Source organism: Cytobacillus solani (assembly GCF_001420595.1).
Classification (GTDB): domain Bacteria; phylum Bacillota; class Bacilli; order Bacillales; family Cytobacillaceae; genus Cytobacillus; species Cytobacillus solani.
Genome location: NZ_LJIX01000006.1, coordinates 4,847,574 through 4,859,953, shown reverse-complemented (window position 1 = coordinate 4,859,953; position 12,380 = coordinate 4,847,574). Strand labels below are relative to the sequence as shown.

Below are 12,380 nucleotides of genomic sequence, written 5' to 3'. Positions count from 1 at the left end.
GAAAAAAATTATACGAATAAGCTTAGGAGTAGAATGAATCCTAATCCAGCTACAGAAATAATCGTCTCAAGTAATGTCCATGTGGCAAACGTTTCCTTCATGCTTAATCCAAAATATTCTTTAAACATCCAGAAACCTGCATCGTTTACGTGGGAAGCAATTAAACTGCCCGCGCCTGTTGCAAGTACAACTAAAGCAAGGTTAGCATCAGATTGTCCTAACATTGGAATAACTAAACCAGCAGTTGTTAAAGCAGCAACTGTTGCAGAACCTAAGGAAATCCGTAAGATGGCTGCGATGATCCAAGCGAGTAAAATGGGTGATAGGGAAGTACCACCGAATAATTCAGCCACATAGTCACCTACACCGCCATCTATTAATACTTGTTTGAAGGCACCGCCGCCCCCAATAATTAACAGCATCATCCCAATTTGTGTAATAGCTGTGGTACATGATTCCATAACCGTTTTTATAGGAATTTTTCTTGCCAGACCCATTGTATAAACGGCAACTAATAAGGAAATCAGCATGGCGGTACCAGCTTCGCCAATAAACCGGATCGCAGCTAGAAAACTATTGTCTTCAAAGCCCATTGTCTTTTGAAGAAGAGTAATAATGGTTGAGATCGACATGAGGATAACTGGAAGTATAGCAGTAAAAACACTAATGCCAAATCCAGGAGTATCCTCCAGTTTGAACGTTTTTTGCTCTCCTAAGGAAGCAATATTACCTGTTTTTGTAAATGATGCAGGGACTATTTTTTTAGCAATTTTCGTAAAAATAGGTCCAGCTAAAATAACTGTTGGAAGAGCAATAATAAAACCGTAAAGCAATACTTCACCAATGTTTGCACTGTATTCACCAGCAATAACGGTTGGTCCCGGATGCGGCGGCAAGAAACCATGGGTGACAGATAAAGCGGCAGTCATCGGTATTCCAAGATACAAAATGGATACCTTTAATTCTCTTGAAATGGCAAAAACGATTGGAATTAATAAAACTAATCCCACTTCGAAAAATAATGCTACCCCAATAATGAATGAGGCAACAACGACAGCCCACTGAATATTTTTTTCTCCAAATTTGTTGACGAGGGTCATCGCAATTCGTTGGGCTCCTCCAGAATCAGCGATTAATTTCCCTAACATGGCCCCGAGTCCAAAGATTAATGCTAAATGGCCAAGCGTTCCTCCTAATCCTGCTTCAATCGTTTTAACAATTTCCTCTAGTGGCATTCCAAGGGCTAAAGCAACGCCAAAAGATACGATTATTAATGAAATAAAGGTGTTTAATTTTAGTCCCATTATTAAAATCAGTAATGCAATGATCCCAATGGCTACAATGAATAATGGCATGTTCGCCCCTCCTAATTATTTATTTGTGTCTATTAAGCCGCGTTGATAGCTGGCAATTTGTGTATATTCATTTGCTAATGCTCGAGAAAGGTTGATGAAAATCGGCAGTAATTGTCGATATTCTTTAACAGCTTCCTCATTTGGTGTGTGCTTAAAAGTGCTGCCAATCATTTCAGTTGCTACTTCAAATGACTGGATTGTGCCTGTCGCATAAAGCCCCAAAATGCAAGCACCTAAACAAGAGCTTTCATAGCTTTCAGGAACGACTACTTCAGATTCAAAGATATCAGACATCATCTGTCTCCAAACCTCAGATCTAGCAAAGCCGCCAGTTGCTTGAATTCGGGTAACAGGGCTATTCATACATTCCATTAAAGCCAAAAATACGGTATATAAATTGTAAATGACACCCTCTAATGCTGCACGTATCATATGTTCTTTCTTATGTGAAAGTGTGAGACCGAAAAATGAACCTCTCACATTCGGATTCCAAAGTGGTGCGCGTTCACCTGCAAGGTAAGGGTGAAATAATAATCCATCAGCACCTGGTCTAACACGCTGAGCGATCTTCGTTAATACCTCATAAGGATCAATACCTAGTCTTTTTGCTGTTTCAATTTCTGAAGAGGCAAATTCATCCCTTATCCAGCGGAGGATCATCCCCCCATTATTAACTGGTCCGCCAATTACCCAATGCTTTTCGGTGAGGCAATAGCAAAATATTCTGCCCTTTTCATCTGTTTGCGGCTTGTCAATAATCGTTCGAATGGCACCGCTTGTCCCTATTGTTACCGCAATCTCGCCTTTTCTTATTGCATTTACCCCTAGATTAGAAAGCACACCATCGCTTGCACCAATAATAAATGGGGTTTGCGGATTGATCCCAATCTGCTTTGCTAAATGAGGGTGACAGTTCTGAAATATTTTGGTTGTCGGTACAAGCATAGATAATTGGGCACGTGTTACACCAGCAATTGCGAGAGCTTCCTCATCCCAATCCAGTGTTTTGAGATTCATCATGCCCATCGCTGAAGCAAGAGAGTAATCGACAACATATTGATCAAAGAACTTTTTAAAGATGTATTCTTTAATTCCAATATACTTTTTAACTTTGACAGCGATTTCAGGATGCTCATTCACAAGCCAAGCAATTTTTGTTAATGGTGACATGGGATGATTGGGTGTGCCTGTCCGTTTATATATTTCATGTCCATTCAACTCATCTTTTATTTTATGTGCCCATGCTTCGCTGCGATTATCTGCCCAAGTAATACAAGGGGTCAGTGGATGGTCATGTTCATCCATCGCAATGACACTATGCATGGCACTGCTAAATGAAATAAACGATAGCTTTTTTTGCGGATGCTTCTTCGTTATATTCGAAATAGCTTGTAAGAAAGCTTTGAAAATCTCTTCAGGGTCTTGTTCAGCTGTAGAAATATCCGGTGTGTAAAGGGGATAACCAATATTCTCTTGTTGAATGACCTCTCCCTTTTCAGTAAATAGAACAGCTTTCGTACTTGTCGTGCCGATGTCTATACCTAACATATAGTTACTCATCTTCTAGCTCGGCTCCTTTAGATAGCATTTGTTGAGACATCCATAAATCCTCTATCTTTCCTTGGACATCATCAAAGTTTTGGTGCAGGGATTTAATCATCAGCGTTCGATCTCTCGTTTTTATTGCTTCAATATACAGCTCATGATTTTCCAAAATCCGTGGGAAGTCTTCGTATTTTTCCTTAAAGCGAGCACGCATCGATAAAAGAATGAGGGATTCCATAACGGGTTTTAAATTATTCCAGATCATCAGCATATAGGAATGATTAATGGCACGAATAATTGTTTCATGGAATAAGACATCTTGATAAGAAAATTCATCAGCGTCTTGGAATTTGATGGCTACTTTCATCATTTCATGGATTTTGCTGAGCTCATTTACTAACTCATGAATATCCATTTTGACAAGTCGTTCAAACACAAACGTTTCTATTAGTAAACGTACATCGTAAATTTCTTCAATTTCTTTTTCTGTTAAGCCGATAACGACGGCACCCATTCTTTCTAATCGAATCATATTTTCCGAAGCAAGTATTTTTAATGCTTCACGAATGGGTGAGCGGCTCACAGCAAAATCAGCTGCTAATTTATTTTCAGAAAGGATGGTACCGCTTTCAATTAAGCCGGAAATAATTTGCATTCGAAGCTCACATGCTACACGATCACCAGCCGAAGCTTTAGAAAGCCATTTTCCTGGATAGAGAAATTCTTTGGGTTCAGTCATAAAATCACCTTCTTATTTTTAAGGTATACTTGTATACAAGTATTATAACTGAGATTTATAATTGTGCAAACGCTTTTAATTCGTCTGCTTCTATGCATATTTTGGAAATTTAATTGTTATATGTAATGAATAATGTAGAATTCCTGCCTGACGTTTTCCTTCATATTCTATGTTATATTGGCGAAAATACTCGAACTTGATCAAGAAAGGCTTATAGCTGATACCCTATAAAAAAACATGAAAACATGACAATACGCCTTGTCCATATTGGACACGGCGTATTGTCATGTTTTATTCTCTTTGTTTTCAATTGATGGTTATGATTGATTAGAATAGGAGAGGAGCAATTTAAGGAGTTCTTTTCCTTGTTTTTGTTTGCAAAATGAATGTAATATGAACATAATTTTCATTTCTTATTAAAACATGTACGATCAAAATTCTTCCTCTTACTTTTTCTGAACAGCAATAAATACATCAATTTCATTATCGGAATCATCTGGCTTGTATCGTTCATCCCATCGTTCCATATCATATCTAATGGGTGCGTAGCCGTTTTCCCTTAGCCATTTCCCGTATAAGTAATCATAAGTTTTATACAATTCTGCTTCAGGTCCTTGATGAGTATAAGTGACATAGAAATTCTCCGGAATGGTGTGGAGAATGGCTCCTTCAGGGACATCAATTGCATTAGATACCTCATAGCCAATGATTTGAGTGAATTTATCCTCAAAGGCATTAAAGTCTTCCTTCATAGGATATAGCTGAACTAAATAGACGTGATTGCCGCATTTATTCAGAATGCTTCCGGCATTTTCTTGTAATCTAGCCAATGTTTTCTTTCCTAGATCTCCTTCTTCTATTCCCCGCAGATTTGCTTCAAATTGATAACCAATTACATGAAATGCTTCCTTTTTCATTACTTTTGGTTCCATCATGTGAAACTCTCCTTTCTCATTTACTATGATTCATTCTAAATAGCCGTACATATCTGTGATTTCAATTCTGCAAAAAGGGATTCGTATGTGGGGTCTAAGAGGTGAAAGGTAAAAAGCAGTTCCTATAAGATTAAATTTCTCTTTCTTTTTTTCTTTTCCTTCTATAAATGGGAAATATTGATTTTATAATTCTTTCAAATGTAACTATGAGGGATACCTTAAGGTCAGAGTCAAGGTTTGTTAATAAGGAATATTTAAGAGAAAATAGAGATGATATAATGATTAAAAAAAGTGCAATCAGGAGATTTCAATGGCTTTTTCAAAAAAATATGTAAGTAAGCATTTTTATCAAACGGATGGATTTATAGTAGCTATTATTGCTTTACTGACGTCAATTCTAAGTGAAGTGAAGGTAGTGCCCTTCGATGGAGAGGTTTTTCGTTTTGGTCTTGGAAGCATCACCTTTTTTCTGCTTATTCTTATTTGGCCTCCGGTTTCACTTATACGTACAGGGATTGTCACAGGGATAACCGTTGTTGGCTTTCGTTTAATCGAGGATTATTTTTTAAGTGATATATCTTTTTCGGTAAGTTTCCTTAGTCATTTGCCGGCCCTACTATTTTATTTTGTATTTGCACTTGGTTTACATACAATTAAAATCGAACGGTATAAAACATTTCCGCTTATTTTGGGAGCCTGGGCTTCCCTGTTTGAATTGATCGGAAACGTTTTAGAATACATCATGCGACATGGGCTGCTGCATCAAACGAATGATTTCAGGGATTGGATACTATTATTTGGAGTGGCATTGTTCCGCAGCTATTTTGCTGTAGGATTATACAGCTCCATTACGGTTTCAGAACAAAAGAAAAGAATGCAAGAGATGCTTGAGGTCGGATCTGAATTATATGGAGAAGTGCTCTACTTGCAGAAATCAATGAACCATATTGAGCAAATAACTGCTGAGAGCTTTGATTTATATCGAAAATTAAAAAAGCTTGAGCAGCACCCATTAAGTGTTCAGGCTCTTCGCATTGCGCAAGAAATCCATGAAGTGAAAAAGGATTCACAAAGGATTTTAGCCGGGCTTACGAAAGTAACGGGAAGAAAAAATAGTGACACTCTTTTTCTAGCAGATGTGCTGAACCTTGTCGTGATGGCAAATGAAAAATATAGTGAAATGTTAAAGAAAAAGATCACCTTTTATGTGAATTTATCTGCTGATTTTGAGACCAGTCAGCTTATTCCGCTTCTTGCTTTATTAAATAATCTGACTGCCAATGCGGTCGAATCGATAACGGAGACCGGGGAAATTCATTTTGATATAAAGGATGAGTCGACACATATTTGTTTTGTTATTAAAGATACAGGCAAAGGAATTGCGGAAGAGGATGTATCCATTATTTTTGAACCGGGGTATACAACAAAATTTGATGATGATGGTGTTGCTGCAACAGGGATTGGACTATCCCATGTCAGCGAAATTGTTCAAAAGTTAGAAGGGCAAATCCAAGTGGAGACTTCTACTAAGGGAACGGTTTTTCAAATTCGCATTCCAATAAAAAATGTACGAAAGTGAGTTGAATGATTCTGCGTTATTTCATTGTAGATGATGATCCAGCAAGCCGAACAATGCTGAAAAATATAATTATAGATGGAGATTTGGGAGTTGTCATAGGTGAAGCAGAAAGCGGTGCCTCTGGACTTCAAACCATCCTTACAATTAACCCGGATGTTGTTTTAATCGACTTACTAATGCCGGAGTTGGATGGAATTGAAACGATTGAGCTTTTGGGAAAGAAAGGGTTTAAGGGCCAATTTATTATGATTTCCCAGATTGAAAACAAAGAAATGGTAGGGGAGGCATATGAAAAAGGAATAGAGTTTTTTATTCATAAGCCAATCAATCGTGTGGAAGTGCAAAGTATCTTAAAGAAAACAGCAGAACAATTTCGGCTAAGAGGTTCGCTGCTAACGATTCAGGAATCATTAGCCAATATCGGATTGGTGAATCAAATGAAAAGGCAGCCAAGTGTAAAGGAAATTGTCTTAACGATTTTAAATGACATGGGAATCATTGGGGAAGCGGGAAGTGATGATATTATAGCGATCATTGAGTTTCTGATGAGCCAGGAACACAAGGTTTCTCAATTGCCGCCTTTAAAAGATTTATATGAGGCTGTATCTAAAAAACAAGGATTTGCTGATTCAGATATAAATAAAGAAAGTAAAGCAATGGAACAGCGAATTCGCAGAACACTTCTTACAGCAACGAATAATTTGGCTTCATTAGGGGCTATTGATTATACGAATCATGAGTTTGAATATTATGCCCCACGATACTTTGACTTTCAGGAAATAAGAAAACAAATGATATTTATCCAGGAAGGAAAAGAGGAGGTAGTAAGGATAAAAATTAATAGCAAAAAATTTCTTCAAGTGCTTTATCTTGAAACACTGGAAAAATACAACCAGAATTAGTTAAATAATGGCTCATTTTAAAATTATTAAAAAATATAATTGTCGGATTTTGTAGGATTGAGTAAGTCGCCCATAAAATTATTTTAATAAGCTATCTCAGCTAGAGAAAGCGTTTTCATTCGTATAAAAGGGGTGACTTCTTGATGAAGAAAAAGTTTAAATTTTCTTTGGCATATCAAATACTTACCGGTCTGGTACTGGGGATTATTATTGGAGCCATTTTCTACGGAAATCCTGCAGTAGAAACGTATTTACAGCCTATTGGTACGATTTTCCTTAATATGATCAAGATGATTGTTGTGCCAATCATTATTTCTACTTTAATTCTAGGTGTTGCTGGAACTGGAGATATCAAACAGCTAGGGAAGCTTGGCGGGAAAACACTGATCTATTTTGAAGTTGTTACAACGATTGCCATTATTGTTGGTGTATTGGCAGCAAATATTTTTCAGCCTGGTCATGGGATAGACATGTCGTCTCTTTCAAAGGGGAACATTGACCAATATGTTGAAACGACAGAAGAAGTACAAAGTGAAAGCCACGGGGTTTTGGATATCCTTGTCGACATCGTTCCAAGTAACGTGATTAAATCGATGTCTGAAGGCGATATGCTGCCGATTATTTTCTTTTCCGTGTTATTCGGTTTAGGGATTGCAGCCATTGGTGAAAAGGGGAAACCAGTGCTTGCATTCTTTGAGGGAATGGCAGAGGCGATGTTCTGGGTGACAAACATGATTATGAAGTTTGCCCCATTTGGCGTATTTGCTTTAATTGGTGTAACGGTTTCTAAATTCGGATTGGAATCCTTACTTCCATTAGGAAAATTAATGATTCTCGTTTATGTAACGATGGCATTCTTCATTGTTGTTGTACTTGGCGGGATTGCGAAGCTGGTCGGCATTAATATTTTCCATCTGATCAAAGTATTGAAGGATGAGCTGTTATTAGCTTATTCAACTTCTAGTTCGGAAACTGTATTGCCTAAAGTCATTCAGAAGATGGAAAAATTCGGATGTCCGAAAGATATTGTTTCTTTTGTTGTTCCAACAGGTTATTCCTTTAACCTGGATGGGTCTACGCTATATCAGGCGCTAGCGGCACTGTTTATTGCGCAAATGTATAATATTGATTTAAGTATTACGCAGCAAATTACATTAATATTAGTATTGATGGTTACATCTAAAGGAATCGCTGGTGTACCAGGAGTATCTTTTGTTGTTTTACTAGCAACACTGGGAACAGTAGGAATTCCTTTAGAAGGTCTTGCATTTATTGCGGGAATTGACAGACTTCTTGATATGGCACGCACAGTCGTAAATGTGATCGGCAATGCACTGGCTACTGTTGTCATGTCTAAATGGGAAGGCCGATTTGACTCTAAGAAAAAGGTAGAGTACTACTCATCTATTAATCAACCAGAGGAAACGGTTCAAGCGTAGCTAAATTAACTCTTATAACTATAGGATTCTATTTAATTGTATAAACATAGTGAAAAGCTGATATTGACAATAAAGTAGTTTCCTGCAATAATAAAGTCAATTAAATATTGGTACCTTTAATTCAGTCCAGAGAGGCTGACAAGGACAGCGGAAGTTAACAATCATTCATGGGATGCGTATATATAGGCAGCCTGTGTTTATTGTGAACGAAAGGGGTTTATTGTCAGATATGGCGATAAACCCTTTTTTGTTTTGTCCGAGCTTATTCGAGGACCAATTTCAACACAAAATTGGAGGAATATGCATGGAAAAGATAGATTTAGAGTTTTCACTACAGCCTGTACCAAAGGAACATCGAACGGGGTTTTGGAAGATTCTCGCTGTTATGCTTGGCTTTACATTCTTCTCAGCAAGTATGTGGTCTGGCGGAACGCTAGGGAACGGTCTATCATTTATCAATTTTATCTGGATTGTACTAGCAGGTAATTTAATTCTTGGAATCTATACAGGTGCATTAGCGCACATTGCGGCGAAAACTGGATTATCGACTCATTTGCTGACTAAATATGCTTTTGGTGAAAAAGGTTCCTATTTATCCTCTCTTTTGCTAGGTGTTACACAAGTCGGCTGGTTTGGTGTAGGAGTCGCCATGTTTGCCGTGCCGGTTCAAAAGGCAACAGGGCTTAATGTTTACTTTTTGATTATCGTTTCAGGAATTTTAATGACAATCACAGCGATATATGGAATTAAAGCACTAGCTATATTAGGAGTTGTTGCTGTACCTTCTATAGCTATTTTAGGAAGCTACTCTGTTTTAGAAGCTACAGAGACAGCTGGTGGAATTCAAGGTCTATTGGATTATCAGCCACTTGAAGCAATGGGACTGGCAACGGCTATAACCATTTGCATCGGCTCATTTATCAGTGGTGGGACACTTACTCCCGATTTTGCCCGGTTTGCAAAGACTGCACGCTCTGGGGTAGTTTCAACAGTTATTGCTTTCTTTCTCGGAAATTCATTAATGTTCTTATTTGGTGCAGTAGGAGCGATTGTCTATAATAAATCGGATATATCCGATGTGATGTTTTTACAAGGATTAATTATACCAGCTATTATTGTACTCGGCTTAAATATTTGGACGACAAATGAAAATGCTTTATATGCTTCAAGTTTAGGATTCGCCAATATCACAAAAATCTCTAAAAAGAAGATCGTTGTATTTAACGGGACAGTTGGGACAATCACAGCGATGTGGCTATATAATCACTTTGTTGGCTTTTTAACTATACTAGGATCTACCTTGCCTTCCATTGGAGCGATCGTATTAGTCGACTATTTCTTGTTAAAGCGTGGAAAGTATAAGCCGTTTAATGAAATGAAATTTAAAGCGGTGAATTGGCTTGCGATTATTGCATGGGTAGGCGGAGTGGCTGCAGCGAACTTGATTCCGGGCATCCCGCCGATTAATGGACTTTTAGGTACGGCGATTCTTTATGCTGTTTTAATGAAGTGTATCCCACAACATGAAGAAGTTGTGAACCATTTGGATATTAGAAAAGGCGGGGAAATAAATGATTATTAAACAAGCAAAGCTTAGAGGAAAAGATGGATTATGGAATATTGTTGTCCAAGACGGAAAGATAAGCAACGTGGCACAAACCTTGGAAGAGGTTTCTGGTCATGAAATCCTTGATGTAGAGGGAGCTCTTGTTCTTCCTCCTTTTATTGAACCACATATCCATTTAGATACAACTTTAACGGCAGGTGAGCCGGAGTGGAATCAAAGCGGTACTTTGTTTGAGGGGATCCAAAGATGGTCACAAAGAAAAGAAACATTAACATTTGAAGATGTTAAGAAAAGATCGAAAACTGCGTTGAAATGGCAGATCGCTCAAGGAATACAGCATGTCCGTACACATGTAGATGTAACAGATCCAAAGCTTACAGCATTGAAAGCCATGCTTGAAGTGAAAGAGGAGATGGCTCCTTATATAGATATTCAATTAGTTGCTTTTCCGCAGGAGGGCATTCTTTCTTACCCAAACGGAGTTGAACTGCTAGAAGAGTCGTTGAAGATGGGAGCAGATGTAGTTGGAGGCATCCCTCATTTTGAATTTACTCGCGAATATGGAGTGGAATCATTAAAAAAGGCATTTGACCTAGCAGAAAAATATGATCGATTAGTGGATATTCATTGTGATGAAATCGATGATGAACAATCGCGTTTTGTTGAAGTGGTAGCAAAAGAGGCATATGAGCGTGGAATAGGTGCTCGTACAACAGCAAGCCATACAACAGCAATGGGTTCATATAATGATGCATACACATATAAGCTATTTAGATTATTAAAGCTATCGTCTATTAACTTTGTATCGAATCCACTTGTCAATATTCATCTACAAGGGCGATTTGATACGTATCCGAAAAGAAGAGGCCTGACAAGAGTCAAAGAGCTTCAAGAGGCAGGGCTAAATATTTGTTTTGGTCATGATGATATTTTTGATCCATGGTATCCGCTTGGAACAGGCAATATGCTCCAAGTATTGCATATGGGGATTCATGCTTCACAATTAATGGGCTACGAACAAATTGTAAATTCGATTGATTTAATCACAAGTAATAGTGCGAAAACACTGCAAATCGAAGAAGTCTACGGAATAGAAGAAGGAAAACCAGCGAACTTTATCGTGCTATCTGCAGAAAACGAATATGAAGCAATTCGCAAGCAGGCTTCAGTAAGATATTCCTTCAGAAACGGAAAAATAATCGCAGAAACAAAACCAAGTGAAACAAGCATAACACTCAACCAGTCAAAAGAAAGCGTAAATTTTAATAGATAATGGGACAGATGGACAGGTTCATTGTCCCAGCTGATTTTATAGAAACAAGGAATCTGTCAGAAAAATATTAAAGTAGCACATTTTTTACTTAATATATAACCCCCCAACCTAGTAATAGCTTGATTACCGGGTTGGGGGGCTTTTTTTCTATTTGTCTTAGGTTTCTTTTGAAATTATTTTAATCTAAATTTTAATAGTTTTACCTGCTACAAAGGATAAAATGATAGCAAAAAAATAATTATACAGAACTTAATGAAGCTATGCCTATCCAAAATAAAAATTTCATAGCAATTGCAACAACACCCAAAATAATCGATGCTATCGACATGCCTCTCTTTACTGACTTCATCATCCCTACACCACCAAAAATAATGGCTAATGCCCCTAGGATGTAAGGTAAAAATGGAATTATATTTAATACGACTCCGATAATACCTAACACTAATCCAGCAACGGCTAAACCATTACCTTCAGCCTTTTGCACTATAACTGTGTGTGTTTGTTCATTATTCATAATTTTCACTCCCTCCCGTTTTTAGAAATAAATATCTATATAGGGAAATTTTACTATATATATTATAAATCTAAAGATATTATGGATATATGTCAATAGAATTTAGAAAATTTAAAAATTACATACTATAATTAATATTACTTTATTATTTTTAAAGATGTTAGTTTAATAAAATTAGATAAATTTCTTTTAGAAAATTAGCTGCCATTCTCTCAATCTAGCACGATAATAAAATCCCCTCATTTTTTGCCCCAAATAATAACCTCTCATAATTCTATAAAAACTCATTATGAAGACTGGGAAATTAAAAGAATTTAGTGTAGAGTTTTTTTCCTAGCTCAGACCATAAGAGCAAGAATGAGGATGAAATGATTGCTGCCACATTGATAAAATGAAATACACAATAGTATCCTCTATAATTCCTCCTCTTTACCTAAGTGAGACAAATGTAATAAGCTTGAATTAGTCATGCTTTAGAGCGGGAGAGGATGTGAAGGGTTCTTCATATTGCCCATAATGGGAAAGGAGATCA

The 12,380-nt window shown here is 37.3% G+C and carries 10 protein-coding genes; 5 read left to right on the top strand and 5 right to left on the bottom strand.

Annotation, left to right across the window (positions count from 1 at the left end):
* Positions 1-8 precede the first annotated feature (8 nt).
* The 4 genes from AN957_RS25910 to AN957_RS25895 form a co-directional block, all read right to left on the bottom strand.
* Entirely contained in the window at positions 9-1,355 is a 1,347-nt protein-coding gene (locus AN957_RS25910) for a GntP family permease (protein ID WP_053478400.1), read from the bottom strand.
* A 15-nt stretch (positions 1,356-1,370) separates the two neighbouring features.
* Positions 1,371-2,915, bottom strand: coding sequence for a gluconokinase (gene gntK, locus AN957_RS25905; RefSeq protein WP_053478401.1), 1,545 nt, complete (start codon positions 2,913-2,915; stop codon positions 1,371-1,373).
* A complete protein-coding gene (locus AN957_RS25900; RefSeq protein ID WP_056686928.1) occupies positions 2,908-3,639 on the bottom strand; it encodes a GntR family transcriptional regulator in 732 nt (243 codons plus the stop codon). The genes gntK and AN957_RS25900 overlap by 8 nt, the downstream gene beginning before the upstream one ends.
* Positions 3,640-4,085: 446 nt before the next feature.
* Positions 4,086-4,574 carry a GyrI-like domain-containing protein gene (locus tag AN957_RS25895; RefSeq protein WP_056686925.1) on the bottom strand — a complete coding sequence of 163 codons (489 nt, stop codon included), beginning with the start codon at positions 4,572-4,574 and terminating at the stop codon, positions 4,086-4,088.
* Between the two features lie 310 nt (positions 4,575-4,884).
* Between AN957_RS25895 and AN957_RS25890 the strand changes: the two genes are divergently transcribed.
* From AN957_RS25890 to AN957_RS25870, 5 genes are all read left to right on the top strand, one after another.
* Entirely contained in the window at positions 4,885-6,153 is a 1,269-nt protein-coding gene (locus tag AN957_RS25890) for an ATP-binding protein (protein ID WP_053478403.1), read from the top strand.
* Positions 6,154-6,164: 11 nt separating this feature from the next.
* Positions 6,165-7,055 carry a response regulator gene (locus AN957_RS25885; protein ID WP_053478831.1) on the top strand — a complete coding sequence of 297 codons (891 nt, stop codon included), beginning with the start codon at positions 6,165-6,167 and terminating at the stop codon, positions 7,053-7,055.
* Between the two features lie 143 nt (positions 7,056-7,198).
* A complete protein-coding gene (gene gltP / locus AN957_RS25880; protein ID WP_053478404.1) occupies positions 7,199-8,494 on the top strand; it encodes a glutamate/aspartate:proton symporter GltP in 1,296 nt (431 codons plus the stop codon).
* A 304-nt stretch (positions 8,495-8,798) separates the two neighbouring features.
* A complete protein-coding gene (codB, locus tag AN957_RS25875; RefSeq protein ID WP_053478405.1) occupies positions 8,799-10,076 on the top strand; it encodes a cytosine permease in 1,278 nt (425 codons plus the stop codon).
* Positions 10,066-11,334 (top strand): cytosine deaminase, encoded by a 1,269-nt coding sequence (locus AN957_RS25870; RefSeq protein WP_056686922.1) that lies wholly within the window; start codon positions 10,066-10,068, stop codon positions 11,332-11,334. The genes codB and AN957_RS25870 overlap by 11 nt, the downstream gene beginning before the upstream one ends.
* A gap of 238 nt (positions 11,335-11,572) precedes the next feature.
* Here the strand turns inward: AN957_RS25870 and AN957_RS25865 are convergent, their stop codons facing one another.
* Entirely contained in the window at positions 11,573-11,848 is a 276-nt protein-coding gene (locus tag AN957_RS25865) for a hypothetical protein (protein WP_053478407.1), read from the bottom strand.
* Positions 11,849-12,380: the final 532 nt, after the last annotated feature.

Coding starts and splice junctions, on each gene's coding strand:
- AN957_RS25895 (WP_056686925.1), bottom strand. CDS start 4,574: ATGATGGAACCAAAAGTAATGAAAAAGGAAGCATTTCATGTAATTGGT.
- AN957_RS25890 (WP_053478403.1), top strand. CDS start 4,885: ATGGCTTTTTCAAAAAAATATGTAAGTAAGCATTTTTATCAAACGGAT.
- gltP (WP_053478404.1), top strand. CDS start 7,199: ATGAAGAAAAAGTTTAAATTTTCTTTGGCATATCAAATACTTACCGGT.
- AN957_RS25865 (WP_053478407.1), bottom strand. CDS start 11,848: ATGAATAATGAACAAACACACACAGTTATAGTGCAAAAGGCTGAAGGT.
- AN957_RS25870 (WP_056686922.1), top strand. CDS start 10,066: ATGATTATTAAACAAGCAAAGCTTAGAGGAAAAGATGGATTATGGAAT.
- AN957_RS25910 (WP_053478400.1), bottom strand. CDS start 1,355: ATGCCATTATTCATTGTAGCCATTGGGATCATTGCATTACTGATTTTA.
- AN957_RS25900 (WP_056686928.1), bottom strand. CDS start 3,639: ATGACTGAACCCAAAGAATTTCTCTATCCAGGAAAATGGCTTTCTAAA.
- codB (WP_053478405.1), top strand. CDS start 8,799: ATGGAAAAGATAGATTTAGAGTTTTCACTACAGCCTGTACCAAAGGAA.
- gntK (WP_053478401.1), bottom strand. CDS start 2,915: ATGAGTAACTATATGTTAGGTATAGACATCGGCACGACAAGTACGAAA.